6 protein-coding genes are annotated in these 19,638 nt (G+C 69.5%); all 6 read left to right on the top strand.

Annotation, left to right across the window (positions count from 1 at the left end):
- Nucleotides 1-3: 3 nt before the first annotated feature.
- From ACIBK2_RS00795 to ACIBK2_RS00770, 6 genes are read left to right on the top strand one after another with little or no spacing between them, the layout of a single operon-like run.
- Entirely contained in the window at nt 4-3,312 is a 3,309-nt protein-coding gene (locus tag ACIBK2_RS00795) for a type I polyketide synthase (protein ID WP_396962159.1), read from the top strand.
- Nucleotides 3,296-8,311, top strand: a complete 5,016-nt coding sequence (locus ACIBK2_RS00790) for a condensation domain-containing protein (RefSeq protein ID WP_396962157.1) — start codon at nt 3,296-3,298, stop codon at nt 8,309-8,311. Before ACIBK2_RS00795 ends, ACIBK2_RS00790 begins: the two co-directional genes overlap by 17 nt.
- On the top strand, nt 8,308-11,295 hold the full coding sequence (locus tag ACIBK2_RS00785; RefSeq protein ID WP_396962155.1) for a type I polyketide synthase: 2,988 nt from the start codon (nt 8,308-8,310) through the stop codon (nt 11,293-11,295). The genes ACIBK2_RS00790 and ACIBK2_RS00785 overlap by 4 nt, the downstream gene beginning before the upstream one ends.
- On the top strand, nt 11,288-16,924 hold the full coding sequence (locus tag ACIBK2_RS00780; RefSeq protein ID WP_396962153.1) for an amino acid adenylation domain-containing protein: 5,637 nt from the start codon (nt 11,288-11,290) through the stop codon (nt 16,922-16,924). The genes ACIBK2_RS00785 and ACIBK2_RS00780 overlap by 8 nt, the downstream gene beginning before the upstream one ends.
- Nucleotides 16,921-18,681 (top strand): fatty acyl-AMP ligase, encoded by a 1,761-nt coding sequence (locus ACIBK2_RS00775; RefSeq protein WP_396962151.1) that lies wholly within the window; start codon nt 16,921-16,923, stop codon nt 18,679-18,681. Before ACIBK2_RS00780 ends, ACIBK2_RS00775 begins: the two co-directional genes overlap by 4 nt.
- On the top strand, nt 18,678-19,637 hold the full coding sequence (locus ACIBK2_RS00770) for a hypothetical protein (protein ID WP_396962149.1): 960 nt from the start codon (nt 18,678-18,680) through the stop codon (nt 19,635-19,637). Before ACIBK2_RS00775 ends, ACIBK2_RS00770 begins: the two co-directional genes overlap by 4 nt.
- Nucleotide 19,638: the final 1 nt, after the last annotated feature.

Genomic DNA, 19,638 nt, shown 5'->3' with positions numbered 1-19,638 from the left:
TAGATGTCTGCAGAAATGGCCCGTCGGACGGCCGACGAGATCAGTTTGTTCCTCACCGAAACGCTCGGAGATCTACTGGACATTGCCACGGATGATGTCGCACTGAGTGAGCCGTTCTCGAGTTTCGGGCTCACCTCGGCGGTGGCCCTGGTATTCGTCGGCAAGATTTCCACCTGGATGGATAAACCACTACCACCGGATCTCCCCTGGGAGTATCCGACCGTGCACGCGCTGGCCGAGGGGCTGGCCGCGGCACAGGACCGCATCGAACTCGCGCCGCAGGACGCCGCGGATCGGGAGCCCGAAGTCGGGGGGCGCTCGGTACGCACCGACGTCGCGCAGGAACCGGTGGCCATCATCGGCATCGGCTGCTCGTTCCCCGGACTGCGCGGACCCGAGCAGCTGTGGGAAACCCTGTGGCAGGGCCGCGAATTGGTCGGTCAAGCACCGGACGCCAGGCATGACTGGCCGCCGACGGGCAGCGCGCGCGGCGATGAGCAGCGCGGCTCGTGGTTCGGTTCGTTCCTCGATGACCCGTACGCCTTCGACGCCAACTACTTCGGCATCGGTGACGCCGAGGCCGCGGCCATGGATCCGCAGCACCGGCTGCTCGCCGAGACCGTCGCGGACGCCTTCGAGGACGCGGGCGTGCCGGTCGAGCGGCTGGCCGGGACCTCGACGGGCACCTTCGTCGGCATCACCGCGGGCGACTACGCGCGCGGCATGGGCGATGCGGCCGAGTCCGGGATGCCGATCGCGGCCGTCACCGGCAATGCGAGCAGCATTGCCGCAAACCGGTTGTCCTATCTCTACGATCTGCGCGGACCGAGCGTCAGCGTGGACACCGCCTGCTCGTCGTCGCTGGTCGCGCTGCACATGGCGCTGCGCAGCCTGCATGACGGGGACTGCGATGTCGCCGTGGTCGGCGGGGTCAACATGACCCTGGACCCGCGGGTCACCGAGTCGCTGGCGGGCGCGGGCATGATGGCCGCCGACGGTCGATGCAAGACGTTCGACGACCGTGCCGACGGGTATGTCCGCGGCGAGGGCAGCGCCGCGGTCGTGCTGAAGCCGCTGGCGCAGGCCGAACAGGACGGCGACCGGGTCTACGCGGTGCTGCTCGGTTCGGCGATAAACCAGGACGGCCGTACCAACGGGCTGACCGCGCCCAGCTATCAGTCGCAGGTCGACGTGCTACGCCGCGCCTATCGGCGAGCCAACGTGAACCCGGGCGACGTGCAGTACATCGAGGCGCACGGCACGGGGACCATCCTCGGCGACGCCATCGAGGCGCGGGCGCTCGGCACCGTTTTCGCCGAGCAGCGCGAGGACAAGTTCCTCGTTGGCTCCGCCAAGACGGTGGTCGGTCACCTCGAGGCCGCCGCGGGCATCACCGGGTTGGTGAAGACCGCCCTCGCGTTGCACCACGGGCAGGTGCCCGCCAACCTGAACTTCGAATCGCCGAGCAAGCACATCGCTTTCGACGAGTTGCCGTTCGATGTGCCTGCGCAGAACCAGGTCTGGCCGCAGCGTCGTGGCCGCGCGCTGGCGGGCGTGAGCTCGTTCGGCTTCGGCGGTACCAACGCGCACGCCGTGCTGACCGGCGCAGCCAAGCAGGCGCCGCACACCCAGGTCGCGGCCGCGCCCGAAAAGCCGTATCTGGTCAGCATTTCCGGCCGGAGTGAGCAGTCGACGCTCGACTTGGTCGACAGCTGGATCGACGCGCTGCGCGACGGCTCGGCCGCGCCGATCGCCGAACTCGCGCAGACCTCGACCGCGCGGCGCGCCCAGCATCCGTTCCGCGTCGCGGTCACCGCCCGCGGTCATGCGGATCTGGCGGAACAGCTCACCTCGATCTCCGGCGGCTCGCTGCCGCTGGGTGCCGCCGCCGGTCGAGTGCCGCGCAATGGTCCAGGCAAGGTGGGCTTCGTCTTCACCGGGCAGGGCAATCAATGGATCGGCATGGGACGCAAGCTGATTCGTCATCAGCCGGTCTTCCGTGACGCCCTGCTCAAGATCGATCGCGAGTTGCGCATCGAGCTCGGCTGGTCCACCTTCGCTGTCCTCGACCGGGGCCGCGACGAGGAAGCCCTCGCCGACACCGCCACCGCACAGCCGGTGCTGTTCGCCCTGCAGGTCGCGCTGGCCGAGCTGTGGCAGTCGTGGGGGATCACCCCGTCCGCCGTGGTCGGCCACAGCGTCGGTGAAGTCGCCGCCGCGCACGTCTGCGGCGCGATCGACCTGCGCACCGCCGCGCAGATCATCGCCGCACGGGCCAAAGCCACTGCGCGCCTGCGCGACAACGGCTGCATGGCCGTGGTCAACCGGCCCGCAGCGGAACTCGAACTGCCACAACGGGTTTACCTCGCGGGCACGAACGGCCCGCAGTGGACGCTGATCTCGGGCAACACGGGCGCGGTCGACAGCTTCCTCAACCGGCTCGACGGCGAGCAGATCATGACCCGCCGCCTGCCCGGCCGCTACGCCTTCCACTCGCCGCTGATGCGCGACTGCCTGCCGGAATTCGCGACCGACATGCCGTGCATCCAGCCTCGCGAGGGCAGCATTCCGTTCTTCTCGACCGTCACCGGCGGCCGGATCGACGGCGCGCAACTGAACGGCCTCTACTGGACCGATCAGGTGGTGCGTCCGGTGCAGTTCGCCGAGGCGGTCGGCGCGATGATCGACGCCAATATCGGCACCTTCATCGAGATCGGCCCGCATCCCGCGCTCAACGGCATGCTGAAAAGCCTGCTCCGCCATCATGATCGGGCCGGGGTCGCGGTGCCGTCGCTGGTCCGCGACGTCGACGACCTGTCGGTGATGCTGGCGGCCCTTGGCGAACTGCATGTCCGCGGGCACGAGGTGCGCTGGTCCGGCGTGGACGCGGCGACGCGTCCGCAGGCCCAGTTGCCGCTGTATCCGTTCGACCGCAAGTCGTACCGGATCGTCGGCGGCGTGCCGAACGTCCAGGCCGCCCCGGTGTCGCGCGCGAGCACCGATCTGTTCACCGCCGACGCCGACTATGTCGCGCCGCGCACCGAATACGAGCAGGTCGTCGCCGAGATGTGGGCCGAGCTGCTCGGGCTGGAGCAGGTCGGCGTCTTCGAGAACTTCTTCCGCATCGGCGGGCACTCGCTGGCCGCCACCCAGTTCGTCCGCAGGCTGCGCGAACTCTTCGAGATCGAGTTCGCGCTCCGGCGCATGCTGCAGGAGCCGACCGTGGCTCAGGTGGCGGCGGCGCTGGAGGAGCTCATGGTCGAGCAGGCCGATGCAGCCCTTTTGGAGAGCGATCATGAACTCACCGGCTAGCAGCCTGGCCCTGGCGCGCCTGCGGGAACGCCGCGCCGCAGGCATTTCCACCACCACCGTGCCACTGCGCGAGGGCGCGGGGCCGTTCCCGACGACACCGGCGCAGCGGGGCATCTGGCTGCACGAGCAGCTGGCCGGCCACGCCGCGATCTACCATGTGCCGCTGGGCATTCGGATCACCGGTCCGCTCGACGTGGCGGCGCTGCGCACGGCCGCCGACGCGGTGACCCAGCAGCAGCATGCCTTCCGCACCGTGTTCAAGGAATCGCCGGAGGGTTTGCGGGCCGAGGTCGTCGAGGTCGCCGGCGCGGATTGGCAGACACCGGATCTGCGGCTGGTACCCGCGAAGGCCCGGGCGGCGGCGGTCGATCAGCTGCTCGAGTCGCTCGCGTCCGCGCCGTTCGATCTGGCGGACCGGCCGCCGGTGCGCTGGGCGCTGATCCGGCTGGCCGAGCAGGAGTGGATCCTCGCGGTCGTCGCGCATCACCTGGTGCTGGACGGCCTGTCGATCGCGTTGCTCATCGATCAGCTGTGGGCGGCCTATGGTGCCGTCCGGCGCGGCGCGGAGATCATTCTCGTGGTGCCGCCGCGGCAATACGCCGACTACGCGGTGTGGAGTGCCGAGCACGGCACGCCCGCCTCGCAAACGGTGGCCGTCGAGCGGCGGGCCGCGCTGCTGCGCGATGCCCCGCCACTGGACCTGTCCATCGGCCGCCGCCCGCGCCGCGTGGGCAACAATGGTGCGCGCGTGGAGAATTCGTTCCCTCGCGAGGTGGCCGACGCGATCCGCACCCGCGCGGCGGACAACGGAGTTCCGCCGTTCGTCTTCCTCTTGGCCTGCTACGAACTGACTTTGGCGCACCGCACCGGCCAGCGTGACTTCAACATCGGCATCCCGATGGCGGCCCGGCCATACGCCGAGCTCGCGAAAACCATCGGGCACTTCGTCAATACGGTCCCGGTCCGCGCCGATCTCGCCGACGGACAGACCTTCCTCGACCTGCTGCACCGCACCCGCGACAGCGCGATGGCCGCCTACGACGACGAGACCGTCCCGTTCGAGCAGGTCGTCGAAGCGATTGGCGGGCCGTGGGATCCGGCCTTCAGCCCGGTCTTCCAGACCTTGTTCGTGCAGCAGATGCTGGAGCGCCCCGATCTGAGCGAGTGGGGACTCACCGTCGAGTGGCACACCATCGACACCGGCGCGACGCTCTACGACCTGGTCATGCACGTCGCCGAGACGGGCTCGGAGCTGGTCTGCCACCTGACCTACAACGAGAAGCTGCTCGACGCGACCGCCGCCGCGGACCTGGCACAGGACTTCCTCACGATCGCCGCAGCGGCCGCCGACGCCCCGACGACACCGGTGGACGCCCTGCTCGCCGCGCTGCCAGTGCGTGAGTACGTGGTGAACGACGAAGCGGCCGAACCGGATTCGGACGACGCCGAAGACACCGCGTTCGAGGCCCCGATCGGCGAGCGGGAGACCCGCCTCGCCGCCCTCTGGTCGCAGGCCCTCGAGCGGACCGAAATCGGTCGCCACGACGACTTCTTCCTCCTCGGCGGCACGTCTTTGGCGGCCACCCGGGTGATCTCGCAGATCCTCGACGAGTTCGGGGTCAGCGTCTCGCTGCGCGAGCTCTTCGAGAGCCCGACGATCGTGACGGCCGCGCGACTCATCGAAGCGGCATCCGCGGAACAGGATTCGCTGCCGCCGCTGCAGGCCGGGCCGCGCACGGACGGTGAGCTGCTCGCGGTGTCCTACGCCCAGGAACGCCTCTGGTTCCTGGAGACACTGGATCCCGGCAACGCGACCTACATCATGCCCGGCGGCCTGCGGCTGCGCGGCGACCTCGACGTCGCCGCGGTGGAAAAGGCCCTCGCCCTGGTCGAACAGCGGCACGAGGTGCTGCGCAGCGTCTACCGGACCACCGAGGACGGGCAGCTGCGCCAGGTGATCCGCCCGTATTCGCCACGACCGCTGGAGTTCACCGACTTCAGCAGCCTCGCGCCCGAGCAGCGCGCCACCGCCGAGGCCGACCTCGCGGCGAGCGTCTACCGCGCGCCGTTCGATCTGGCCGAAGGCCCGGTCTGGCGATACCACCTCATCAAGTCGGGGCCGGAGGAGTACCTCCTGGCCATCGCACTCCATCACATCGTCTGTGACGGCTGGTCCGTTGCCGTACTGAGTCAAGAGGTTTCGGCCCACTACCGGGCGCAGGTCGCGGGCGTCGACTCGCCGCTGCCGCCGCTGGTCGTGCAGTACGCGGACTACGCGGGCTGGCAGCGCGGCAACGCCGACCGGCTCGACGGACAGCTGGACTTCTGGCGCACCGAGCTGGCCGACCCGACGGTCACCGAAATTCCCGGCGACCGGCCACGTCCCGCGCGCCGCACCTCCCGCGGCGCGGTCGAGCGACTCGCCGTCGACCCGCAGGTGATGGCCGAAGTGCGGGCGCTCGCGGCCCGCAGCGGCGTCACCACCTTCGCGGTGCTGCTCGCCGCGTTCTACACGATGCTGAATCGGTATACCCGCCAACAGGATCTGATCGTCGCCTCGCCGATCGCCGGGCGCACCCGCTCGGCCGTCGAGCCGCTGGTCGGCTGCTTCCTGAACACCCTGGCGCTGCGCACCGAGGTCGACCCCGACGAGACCTTCACCGCGCTGGTGGCGCGCGTCGGTAAGACCGTGCTTTCCGCGCACGCCAACCAGGACCTGCCGTTCGAGAAGGTCATCGAGGCCATGGTGCCGACCAGGGACATGAGCCGCACCCCGCTCGCCCAGGTCATGTTCAACTACTTGAACACGCCCGCACCGGCTCTCGACATGGCCGGCCTCGACGTCGAACTGGTCGACGCGCCCCGCGCGACGGCCAAGATGGACTTCGACCTCACCGTCGACGAGACCGACGGCCCGACGAAGCTCACCCTGGAATACAGCGTCGACCTCTACGACGCGCCGACCGCCGTTCGGGCACTGCGGCATTACGCGACCGCGCTCGCCAGCGTTGTCGCGAACCCCGAGCAGCTCGTCGGTGAGGTCGGTCTGGCGAACGCGGATCAGGCTGTGGCCGAGGCGATCTGGACGCTGCCGGGTTCCCCGATGGTCCCCGAGGCCGAGCCGGACGAGCGGCTGATCGATCGGCTCGACGCCGTGATCGACTTACGCGGCAGCGCACCGGCTTTGCGTGCGGGCGACCGCACGACGAGCTTCGCCGAACTCGACATGATCACCGCGGGCATCGCCAAGGAACTCATCGGTGCCGGCCTCGATGGCAGCCGCGTGGCGCTGCTCTACGACCACACGCCGGAGAGTTTCGTGGCGGTCTGGGCGGCCCTGCGCGCGGGCGTCGCGTACGTCCCGCTCGACCCGCGCGCGCCGCAGGCCAGGCTGATCGAGATCATGGAGGAGGCCGACGTCTCGGCGCTGCTGTGCGATCCGTCGCTCGCCGACCTGGCTCGCTCGGTCGCCGGTGGGGCGCATGTCTTCACCGTGTCCGGGCGCACCGATCGACCGGAGCTCGCGCTGAGCACGGTGCCGACCAACGACCTGTCGACCTGGGCGAAATCCCATATCAGCGCCGACGATTTCGCCTACATCCTGCACACGTCCGGCTCGACCGGCCGCCCCAAGGGAGTGGCCCAGAGCCGCGGCAACGCGTTGTCCCACGCGGTCACTTACGCGCGACGACTGCGCATCGGCCCCGACGATGTGGTGGCCGCGCCCGCCCGCTACACCTTCGACGCCGGTGTGCTGAACTCCTTCGGCGCGGCGGTGGCCGGAGCCGAGCTGTACGTGATCGACCCGCACCTGTTCAGTCCTGCGGGCCTGCGCGAGGAGATCGAACGCGCGGGTGTCACCGTGCTGCACTGCACCCCAACGCTTTTCCGCTACCTGCTCGGCGACACCGACGGACCCTGGGCGCCGGACGCGCTGCGCCTGGTCGCGCTCGGCGGCGAGGAAGTGGTCCGCGGCGACGTCGTCGACTTCGGCAAGCACTTCGCCCCGACCTGCCGCCTGCTGAGCCTGTACGGCCCGTCCGAATGCTCGGTCGCCTTGCAGCACATCATCACTCCAGAGGACGCGGACCGCGCCGGTGTGCCGATCGGTCATCCGGTCGAGGGCGTCGAGGTCGACCTGGTCGACGGAAGTGGCCGTTCCACCGAGGTTTACGGTGAGATCGCACTGCGCAGCCCGTACGTCGCGCTCGGCTACTGGCATCGGCCGGAACTCACCGAGAAGGTATTCGGCACCGGCCCCAACGGCGTCCCGTACTACCGGACCGGAGATCTCGCCCGGCGGCTGCCCGACGGCAGGCTGGTCTTCGTCGGCCGCAAGGACCGTCAGGTCAAGATCCGCGGTCACCGGGTCGAGCCCGGCGAGGCCGAGACGTTCCTGCGCTCGCACCCGACGGTCGCCGAGGCCGCCGTGGTGCTCGACGCCGAGTCCGACGTGCCCAGGCTGGTCGCTTACCTCACCCAGGACGGCCCGCTGGAGCCCGACTACCTCGAGTTGTCGGCGTACCTGCGTACTCGGTTGCCGGACTACATGATTCCGTCGGCCTACATGGTCCTGGACAGCCTGCCGCGCGGCCTCACCGGCAAGCTCGACCGCGCGAAGCTGCCGAAGATCGCCCCGGCCGCGGCACCGGTGTACACGCCGCCGGGCACCGAACTCGAACGAGTCGTCGCTGAAGTCTGGGCTGAGGTGCTCGACCGCGAGATCGGTCTCGGGCAGAACTTCTTCGACCTCGGCGGTCATTCGCTCGCGCTGGCCAGGGTCCGTGGGCTGCTCGAGCGTCGCCTCGGCGTCGACTTGGCGATGACCGACCTGTTCGCGGCGCCGACCGTCGACGGGCTGGCCAAGTCCCTGGCCGGGCGGACCGCGCAGCAGGACGACGCGGACCGCGGCCAGGACCGGCGCGCGGCCGCCGCCCGCCGCCGCGCACACCGTCAAGCCACCGAGACCCTGCCCGACAGCGTTGGGAGCCAGCGATGACACACGACGACAACGAGTTCCGGGTCGCGGTAATCGGCATGGCCTGCCGCTTCCCCGACGCGGACACCGTCACCGACTACTGGAACAACCTGTGCGCCGGACGCGAATCGGTGCGCCCGCTCACCCCGGAGTCCATGCCCGCCGACCCGCCCGCCGGGTACGTGCACGCGGGCGCGCTGCTGGCGGACGCGGACAAGTTCGACGCCGAGTTCTTCGAAATGCCCCCGCGCGAAGCACAACTCACCGACCCGCAGCATCGCCTGTTCACGATGTGCGCGTGGGAGGCGCTGGAGGACGCCGGTCACATCGCGGCCGAAAACCCCACCCCGGTCGGTGTTTTCGCGGGGGCTGGCATCAGCACCTACCTGCTGCGGAATCTGGTCGCGCACGCGAGCCTGTTCCAGACACCCAGCTCGCAGCTGCACGCGCTGCACGGCAACGCCTCCGACTACATGGCCACCCGGGTCTCCTACAAGCTGAACCTGACCGGGCCGAGCGTCGCGGTGCAGACGGCGTGCTCCACCTCGCTGGTCGCCGTGCACCAGGCCGCGCAGGCGCTGCTCGACTTCCAGTGCGACGTGGCGCTGGCCGGCGGTGCGAGCGTGCAGGTGCCGCAGGAAGCCGGGTACATCTACGAGGAGGGGTCGATCCTCTCGCCGGATGGTCACTGCCGCGCGTTCGACGCCGACGCCGGTGGCACCGTGTTCGGTTCGGGTGTCGGCGTTGTCGTGCTCAAGCGACTCGCGGATGCCATCGCGGACCGAGACCACATCCACGCCGTGATCCTCGGTTCCGCGGTGAACAACGACGGCGGCAACAAGATCGGCTTCACCGCGCCCGGCATCGCCGGGCAGCGGGCCGTCATCCGGGAAGCGTTGTCGGCGGCCGGAATCGGCGCGGACACCATCGGCTACGTCGAGGCGCACGGCACCGGAACGAAACTGGGTGACCCGATCGAGGTCGCCGCGCTGAGTGCCGCCTACCGCGAGCACACCGAGGCCGCACAGTACTGCGCGCTCGGCTCGGTGAAATCCAATGTCGGCCATCTCAACTCCGCGGGTGGTGTCGCCGGGTTCATCAAGGCGGTGCTCGCGGTACGTGAGGGTCGTATCCCGGCCAGCCTGAACTACACCCGGCCGAACCCCGAAATCGATTTCGCGGCAACGCCGTTCTTCGTCAACACCGAACTGCGGACCTGGTCGGATGACGTGCGGCGGGCGGCAGTAAGCGCCTTCGGCATCGGCGGGACCAATGCCCACGTGATCGTCGAACAGCCGCCGACGCAGGCAGCCGCCCCGGCATCGACCGGTCCGCGCGCACTGCTGATCTCGGGCCGCACCGCACAGGACGCCGGCCGGATCGCGGCTCGGCTCGCCGAGCACTTGGACAACACTGACGCGGAACTGGCTTCTGTCGCACAGACTTTGGCGCACGGCCGCCGTCGTTTCCCGCACCGTCGCATGGTGGTGGCAAGCACAACGGCAGAAGCCGCGGCCGCACTGCGTAAGCCAGCGGCGGGGGAGGCACTGCCTGCCCCAGCGCTCGCCTGGTTGTTCCCCGGCCAGGGCGTCGCGCTCGGTGCCGCCGTCCTCGAACTCGCCGACAAGGTCGGCTCGTTCGGCGACCGCTACCGCGCCTGCGCCGACATCCTACGCGAGCGCACCGGTTTCGACCTGGACGCCGCGGTCCGCAACGCCGAGGGCACCGAGCAGTCCCAGGTCGCGCTGTTCGCGGTCGAGTACGCGCTGGCCGGAATGTGGCGCGAGTTCGGCGCCGAACCCCGGGAACTGTTGGGGCACAGTCTCGGCGAGCTCGTCTGCGCCACCATCGCGGGCGTCTTCGAGCTGTGCGACGCGTTGGAACTGGTGGTCGAGCGCGGCCGGATCATGGCGGCGTCACCGCCCGGCGGCATGCTCGCGATCTCCAAGGGCGCGGACATCATCGCGGCGCGCCTGCCGGACGACGTCTGGCTCGCCGCCGACAACTCCGCCAGCCGCTGCGTCGTCGCGGGTTCACCCGCCGCCCTGTTCCGGCTGGCCGGTGAGCTCTCGGAGGAGGGCGTGCCGAGCTCGCTGCTGCCCGTCGGGCACGCATTCCACACCCCGCTCATGGACGAGGCCGCTGCGCGCTTCGCCGAGTTGGTGCGGAAGGTGCCGCGCCAGGCGCCACAGGTGCCGTTCTGGTCGAACGTCACCGGCGCGCCGATCACCGCCGAGCAGGCGGTGGATCCCGCCTACTGGTCCCGTCAGATGACCAGCACCGTCCGTTTCCGCGAGGCCGCGATCGGTCTGGTCGGCCGGAACCAGGGGACAGTCGCGCTGGAGGTCGGTCCCGGCAAGTCCCTCGTCTCGTTCCTGCGCACCGCCGACCGCGCCTCGGCAACGGTCGGCACCCTCGGCATCGGTCTCGGCGCGGGCGCACCGGAGACGGCGATCGTCGATGCGGCGGGACGGCTCTGGTTGTCCGGTGTAGCAGTCGATTTCGCCGCCATCTACGGCGGCGAGACACCGGCCTCGGTCAGTCTGCCGACGTATCCCTTTGCGCTGAAACGCTATTGGGTCGACCCGCCCGAGGTCACAACGACGCACACGCGGCGCATCGATCCCATCCAGCCCGCCGCACCGGCGCCGGTCGACAGCGAGCCCGCCGCAGCCTCTGACGAGGACGATTTCGTCGTCTCGGTGCGCAACCAGGTCGTCGCGGTGTGGTGTGCGGCGCTCGGCATCGAACAGGTCGGCAACGACGCCAACTTCTTCGAACTGGGCGGCGATTCGCTGCTCGCCGTGCACGTCGCCACGCAGCTGCGGTCCATCTTCCCGTTGGATCTCGCACTCGGAGAGCTGTTCGCCAGCCCGACAGCCGCGGGGATGGCCGACGCCATCGCCGCGCACCTGATGCAGCGATTGGACGAACTGTCCGACAGCGAGGTCGAGCTGCTGCTCAACCAGCCGGGGGCGGCCGAAGAACGGAGCAACAATGCCTGAAGTCGTCGATACGGGCGCATCGCGCCGCGCGTTGCTGCGGCGCTGGGCCGCGGGTGGCACCGCACGGGCCGGTATCCCGCGCCGCACCGATCCCACTGCCGCCGCGCCGCTTTCAGCCGCGCAGCAGCGAATCTGGTTCCTGGAGCAGCTGTTCCCGGACCGGGCCACCTATACGATGCCGCTGGCACTGCGCCTGCGCGGCCACCTCGACATCGCGGCCCTGCAGGGCGCGCTGTCGCTGGTCGTCGCCCGGCACGAGTCGCTGCGCACCAGCATCGAAGTGCGCGACGGTGTTCCGGTCCAGGTGGTCGGACCGGTGGCGCCGCTGCCGATGACCATGGTGGCCTCGTCGCAGCTGGATGCGGAGCGGCCCCTCGCGGACGCGACCGCGCAGGTCGAGCAGTTCAGCCGGACCGTGTTCGACTTGTCCGGTCAGCTGGTCGAGGTGCTGCTGGTGCGGTTGAGCGAGGACGATGCGATCTTCGCCGTCGCCATGCATCACATCATTTCCGACGGCTGGTCGCTCGGCGTGTTCGCCACCGAATTGATGTCCGCCTACGCTGATCTCACCGCGGGCAAGCACCTCCCCGAACTCCCCGAACTGCCGTTGCAGTACCCCGACTACGCGACCTGGCTGCAGGATCTCGCGCAGCAGGACAAGTTCGGTGCCGACCTCGACTACTGGCGCGGCGTGCTCGGTGACGAGCCGCCGCTGGTGACCTTCCACCCCGACCGGCCGCGCGCGCTGGAGCCGGAAAACCGTGGTGCCCGAGTGCTGTTCACCATTCCGGCACCGGTGCTGTCCGGCCTGCGGCACCTCGTCGACGAAGTCAGGGTGAACGACCGGCCCGCCACCCTGTTCATCGGGTTGATGGCGGGATTCAAAGCGCTGCTTCGCTATTACACCGGCGCGGAGGACATCACGGTCGGTACGCCGATCGCCGGCCGCACCCGGCCCGAGATCGAGCCGCTGATCGGGTTCTTCGTGAACGCGCTCGCTCTGCGCACGGATCTGTCCGGCGCACCGACCTTCCGCGAACTGCTGGCCAGGGAGCAGCGCGTCGTCTTCGACGCGTTCGACCACCAGGAAGCGCCGTTCGACCTCGTCGTCGAGCACGTGCGCCCCGATCGGGAACTGAGCCATTCGCCACTGTTCCGCACCGCCGTCGTGTTCCAGAACACCTCGCTGCCTGAACTCGCCATCCCCGGACTCAGTGCCGAGTACGTCGAAGTGCATTCGGGCACTACCAAATTCGACGTACTGGTGACCCTGCGTCAGGTCGGCGCGGAATTGTTCGGCGCCTTCGAGTACGACGTCGACCTCTACGACGAGCCGACCGTCGCCGCCATCGCCCGGCACTTCGTCGCCCTGCTGACCGCCGTGGTCGCCAACCCCGACACCGCGCTGCCGGAACTCGACTTCCTCGAGGCCGACGAACGGGAACGCGCGATCGCCGCGGCACTCCCCACCGCGCCCTCCGCTGAGCCCGCCCTGACGCTGCATGAACTCTTCGCGGCGCAGGCGATCCAAACGCCCGACGCGGTGGCCCTCACCTTCGGCGACAGCGCCCTGAGCTATGGCGAACTCGCGGCGGCCGCCGACGAGCTGGCCCAGCGCCTGCGCGGACGCGGCGTCGGCCGTGGTTCGTTCGTCGGCATCCACCTGGACCGTTCCGCCGACGTGGTCGTGGCGATCCTCGCGGTGCTGCGCGCCGGTGCCGCTTATGTCCCGCTGGACCCGATGTACCCGGCCGACCGGATCGAATTCATGATCGCCGACTCGGGTGCGCGACTGGTGATCAGCCACAGCTCGCTCGTCTCGACCACGGAGTCGGGCCCCGAACTGCTGCTCATCGACGAGCAAGCCGACGAGACCGTGCCCGACCTCCCGCTGGAGAAGGCCGAGCCGCACGACCCGTGCTACGTCATCTACACCTCGGGCTCCACGGGTGTCCCGAAGGGCGTTGTCATCGAGCACGCCAACGTGGTTCGCCTGTTCTCGACCACCACTCACTGGTACGACTTCGGCCCGCAGGACGTGTGGACCATGTTCCACTCGTACTCCTTCGACTTCGCCGTTTGGGAGATGTGGGGCGCATTGCTCTACGGCGGACGGCTCGTCGTGGTACCCGGCTCGGTCAGCCGGTCCACCGCCGAGTTCGCGGAACTGCTTGCGCGCGAACAGGTCACGGTGCTCAACCAGACCCCGTCGGCTTTCACCCAGCTGCTGCGCGCGCTGGAGAACGCACCCGGCACCGAACTCGCGGTGCGCTGGGTCGTCTTCGGCGGCGAGGCGCTCGATTTGTCCACGCTCACACCGTGGTTCGATCGGTTCGGCGAGTCGGCGCGGCTGGTCAACATGTACGGCATCACCGAGACGACCGTGCACGTCACCTATCGCGAACTCACCCGCGCCGATGTGGTGTCGGCGGCGGGCAGCCTGATCGGCGTCCCGCTGCCCGATCTCGGCGTGCTGATCGTCGATCCGGCGGGCCGTCCGGTGCCGGACGGTGTGGCAGGGGAGATGCTGGTGTCCGGGCCCGGCGTCGGTCGCGGGTACCTGAACCGCGACGATCTCACCGCCGAACGGTTCGCGGAAAGCTCGGTGCTCGGCCGTCGCGTCTATCGGACCGGTGACCTCGCCCGCCGCCGCGCCGACGGCGATCTCGAGTACCTGGGCCGCATCGATCAGCAGGTCAAGGTGCGTGGCTTCCGCATCGAACTCGGCGAGATCGAGGCCGCCATCACCGCGCACCCCGGCGTCGACCAGTCGGTGGTGCTGGCCCGCAAGGACACCGGCGGAAGCCTTTCCCTGGTCGCCTATTTCACGCCGGGCGACGCCACCGCCGACGCGGCCGAAGCGGAGCAGGACCAGGTCGCCAACTGGCAGATCGTGTTCAACAGCACCTACCGCCAAGGCCACGACGGCGACGCCGATTTCGACATCTCCGGCTGGAACGACTCCTACACCAACGCCGCCATCCCCGAAGAGCACATGCGGGAATGGGTCGACGCGACCGTCGCCGCGGTGCGGACCCTGGCACCGCAGCGTGTTCTCGAAATCGGCTGTGGCACCGGTCTGTTGCTGTCCCGGCTCGCACCGCAGTGCGCGGTCTACGACGCCACCGACGTCTCCGCCTCGGCCATCGAGAACGTGCGGACGAAGATCGTCGAGGGCAATCCGGACCTCCAGCACGTCCGGCTGGACATGTGCGCCGCCGACGAGCTGCCCTACGACGTCGCCGGACCGTACGACGTCATCTTGATCAACTCGGTGGTGCAGTACTTCCCGAGCGCCGATTACCTGACCCGCGTGCTGGATTCGGTCGTCGGCCTGCTCGCTCCCGAAGGTGTCCTGTTCGTCGGCGACGTCCGTGACCTGACCCTCAGCGAGTCGTTCCACGCCACCGTCGAGGCGACCAACGCACCGTCCGCCGGTGCCGCCGAGCTCGCGCCCGCCGTGCGCGCCGCCCTCGATCGGGATGCCGAATTGGTGATCGCGCCACGGTATTTCGAAGACTTCGTGGCCACCCACCCGACACTGGCCGGGTCCAGGATCCGGCTCAAGCGCGGCGAATACCTCAACGAGATGTCCCGCTTCCGCTACGACGCCGTGCTGTTCGCGGGTCAGCGTGGCCTGCCGGTGCGGCCGAAGCTGCTCGACGCGACGACCACGCCGCAGCTGCTGGCCGAGTTCCTCGAACGAGATCGTCCCGCGGCGGTGTTGATCGCCGATGTCCTGGACGCCCGAGTAGCCGGACCACTCGCCGTCGTCGCCGAGTTGCAGCGCGGCCGAGCCAGTGCCGCCCAGATCCGGGCCGCGCTCGCCGATTCCGGTGGCGTCAGCCCGGAAGACTATCTCGCCCTTGCCGATCGGGTGCCGTACCGGATCGAGGCACTGCGTCGCCCGGGCGGTCGCTACGACGTCGTGGTGACCAGCTGGGATGTCGCATTGCCGTCCATTCCCGGCGCACGCGACGCCGAATGGCCGGACGACCTCGTCATCTCGGATCCGTTGCGGGTCAAGGCCCGCGACGATCTGGTCGTCGACGTGCGCGCCCACCTGGCGCGCCGCCTGCCGCAGCACATGGTGCCCGCCGCCGTCCTCGTGCTCGACGAATTCCCGTTGACCACCAACGGAAAACTGGATCGACGGGCACTGCCCGCCCCGGTCCTGCGCCGCAACACCCTGGAGTACGAGCCGCCGCGAACCCCGCTCGAGCAGCGCGTCGCTGGCGTCTTCGCGCACGTCCTCGGCATCCCACGGGTGGGCCGCGAAGACAACTTCTTCGACCTCGGCGGCCACTCGCTGCTGGCGGCCCAGCTGATCCTGCGGCTGAAACAGACCTTCGGCGAGGACATTCCGCTCGGCTCGCTGTTCGCCCGCCCCACGGTCGCGGGCGTGGTCGCGCTGCTGGCCGGCGAGACCGCGGCCGAGGAAGTGATCGACCTCGAAGCCGAGGTGGCCGCCGCGATCGAATCGTGGCCCGCCGCACCGTGGACGGTCACCCCGCCCACCACCGGCGAGGTGCTGCTCACCGGCGCGACCGGCTTCGTCGGCGCCTTCCTGCTCCATGAACTGCTGGCGCGCACCGACTCCCGCGTGCACTGCCTGGTGCGGGCCGACAGTCGAGAGGAGGGCCTGGCGCGTCTGGCCGCCACCTTCGACAGCTACGAGCTGCCGCGCGACGCGTTCGACCGGGTGATCCCGGTGCTCGGCGACCTGGCCGAGCCGCGACTCGGCCTGTCCGAGAAGCAGTTCCTGCTGCTCGGTCACACCATCGACGCGATCTATCACAACGGCGCGCACGTGAACTTCGCACTGCCGTACCGAGTGCTGGAAGCGGCCAACGTCCAGGGCACCCAGGAGCTCATCACCCTGGCCCGAACCAGCGGCGCGCCACTGCATTTCGTGTCCTCGCTCTACGTCCTCGGCCCCGGCGACGCAATCGACGGCCGGGTCGCCGAACCGCTACCGGCGCAGGACCCCTCGCAGCTGTCCCTCGGATATCTGCGCAGCAAGTGGGTTTCCGAGCGACTGGTCACCGAGGCGGGGGAGCGCGGCCTGCCGGTGAGCGTGTTCCGGCTCGGCCGCATCGGCGGCGACAGCCGTACCGGCGCCTGCCAGACCAGCGACTTCTTCTGGCTGCTGGTCAAGGCCAGCCAGGAGGTCGGTCTCGCACCGGAGGTCGACTTCGCGGTGGACCTGGCCCCGGCCGACTTCACCGGCTCGGCCATGGTCGAACTGGCCCGCGACCCGCAACCGGGCACCCACATCTACCACCTGCGTAACCCACAGCCGTGCAGCTTCACCGACGCCATCGGCTGGCTGCGGGAGAGCGGCTGGCCGGTGCGACTGGTCGCCCTCGACCAGTGGCGCGACGCGATCGCCGCCCACGCCGCCAGCGCGGGCCCCGGATCGGCGTCCTTCAGCGTGCTGAGCCTGTTGAGCGCCAACGACGGGCTCACCCCGCTGATCCAGTTCGACGTCGACAAGGCCGTCACCGCACTGGAGGGGGTCGGCGTGCACTGCCCGCCGGTATCCCGCGACCTGTTCATCCGCTACCTGGATTACTTCCGGAAGGTCGGCTTCCTCGCCGCGCCGTCACCACAGGAGGTCGGAGTATGACCACAACACTGCTTACCGGGGGCGCGCTCGAGTACGACACTTTGGTGCGCGCACTGACGAATCAGGCCGCGCAGCGGCCGAACAAGGTCGCGTACAGCTTCCTCAGCTACCCGGACTCGTCCTCCAAGCACGGCGAGACCGAGTCGCTGACCTACGCCGAGATCGACCGTGCGGCACGGGCATACGCGGCCACGCTGCTCCAGGTCGCGCACCCCGGCGACCGGGCTGTGCTGCTCCTGCCGCCGGGCCTGGAGTACGTGAAGGCGTTCTTCGGTTGCCTCTACGCCGGCATCATCGCGGTGCCGCTGTATCCGCCGAGCGCGCACAACTCCAACGGCCGCATCGACGCGGTCTGTGTCGACGCCGACCCGGCCTGCCTCGTGACCACCGACGGCGCGCTGCCGAATGTGACCGCGTGGCTGGACAATTCGCCGACCGACACGACCCGGCTCATCGTGACCACCGGCGAGGTCGACGAGAAGCTCGCGATCGACTGGGAGCCGGTCCTCGTCGACCGCGAACAGATCGCCTTGCTGCAGTACACCTCTGGCTCCACCCGCACGCCCGCCGGCGTCATGGTGCCGCATCGCGGACTGCTGGACAACGCCAGGCAGGTCTACGAAATGATGTACCACGTCGGCATTTCCGCCGAGGACGAGGTCGGTTTCGTCAGCTGGCTGCCGCTGTTCCACGACATGGGTCTGATGGTCGGCGTCATCATGCCGATCATCAGCGGCCACGGCGTGGTGCAGATGTCGCCGACGTCGTTCCTGCGCAGGCCGGAACGCTGGCTGCAGGCGATCAGCGACAACCCCGCGCAGGTCTTCGCGGCCTCCCCGAACGTCGGCTACGAGCTGTGTGCCGAGCGGATCGGCCTGAAGGAACTCGAAGGCATCGACCTCAGCCGGTGGCGCTACGCCCTTTCCGGCGCGGAGCCGGTGCGGGTGAGCACCATCGACAAGTTCCACGCGAAGTTCGCCGACAACGGCTTGGCCCGGTCGACGCTGATCGCCGGGTACGGGCTCGCGGAGTCGACCCTGATCGTGTCGGTGAACTGGCGCACCCTGTCCGGCGTGCAGACCCTCACGGTGGACCGGGACGCGCTCGCCACCGGTGAGGTGGTCGTCGTCAAGGACGGCGCGGACATCGTCAGCGGCGGCGCCGCGGCACCGGGGACCACCATCCAGATCGTGGATCCGGAGACCAAGCTGGCGCTGCCCGAGGACCGGCTCGGCGAGATCTGGGTGTCCGGCCCGGCCGTCTGCACCGGCTACTACAACCGGCCCGAAGAGACCGAATACACCTTCCGCGGCGAACTCTCGCCGCGCGACGGCAAGTACTACCTGCGCACCGGCGACATCGGGTTCCTGCACGACGGCGAGGTCTATCCGACCACCCGGCTCAAGGACCTGATCATCATCGACGGCCGCAACTACTATCCGCCGGACCTCGAGGACGCCGCCGAGCAGGCGCATTCGCTGGTGCTGCCCGGCCGCTGCTCGGCCTTCTCCGTAGAGGTCGGCGTGCAGGAAAAGATCGTGGTGCTGATCGAGGCCAGGATCCCGGCCGACGACGAGACGACCGCGCAGGAACTGCGGAACGCGGTGCGCCAGGCCATCTTCAGCATCCACGACGTGGGTGTGCACGAGGTGGTGCTGCTCGGCCCCGGCGCGATTCCGCGCACCTCCAGCGGCAAGATCCAGCGCTCGGCCTCGCGCACCGCCTACCTCGACGGCACCCTCCGAGGCGCGAAATGACCACGGCCCTGGCCACGCACGGCGACAAGCTGACCTGCTTCACCGCGGCGTTGGCGAGCGCACTGGTGGCTCGCGGCGAAACCCGGTGGTGGCGACCGCTACTCGCGGGTGGGCCGACCCTGGCGGTGAGTCCCGCCGAGGACGACCTGCTGCTGTTCGAGCACGACGCGACCCCGCCGCTGCCCGCGTTGGGCCTGCGGGTGAACGGCGACGACGACTGGGCGAGCACCTATCACGCGCTCGAAGAGCAAGTGGCCGAACATGGTTCGGTGGTGCTGCTCGCCGACATCTTCCACCTGCCGTGGCAGCACGGGCACCAGCGCTGGCACGCCCCGCACTGGCTGGCCATCGTCGAGACCATCGACGGCTGGGTGGTGGAGGATCCGCTGACGATGACCACCGAGCTCGGCAAGCAGACCGGGCAACGGATTCCGGTGCTCTCGGCGGCCGAGCTGCGCGAGTGGTCGGTCGGGCTCGGGCCGGACGACACGGTCGCGCTGCTGCGCGAGCGGGCGATGGCCGGTTCGGACGCGATTCACGTCGGCAAGACCTATCGGTGGCTCGAATCCCATCCGGTCGCGCCACTGTCGCCGCGCGAGGATCGCCTAGTGGGCGCCGACGCGCTCATCGCGCTGGCCAGCCGCTACCAGTTCGCCTCGACGCCGGACGATTTCACCCAGCTCGACGATCTCTGGCAGGCACTGCGCCAGCGTGAGCTGCTGCTGTGGGCGTCCGACCTCGACGACGAGCTGCTCGACGCGGCCGGACGTGACCACTGGGAACGTGCGGTGACGCAGTGGCGCAAGCTGCCGCCGCTGCTGATGCACGCCAGGATGCGGGCCGCCGCGGGCGGCACCGTACAGACCGCGCACATTGCCGAGACGCTGCTGTCGCTTGCCGAATACGAGGGCAAGCACCTGGCTTTCGCGCATAACCCTCGCACGGAGCGGGAGTAGT

It is taken from the genome of Nocardia sp. NPDC050175, assembly GCF_044459885.1.
Classification (GTDB): domain Bacteria; phylum Actinomycetota; class Actinomycetes; order Mycobacteriales; family Mycobacteriaceae; genus Nocardia.
This window is presented reverse-complemented; position numbering and strand designations above follow the sequence as displayed.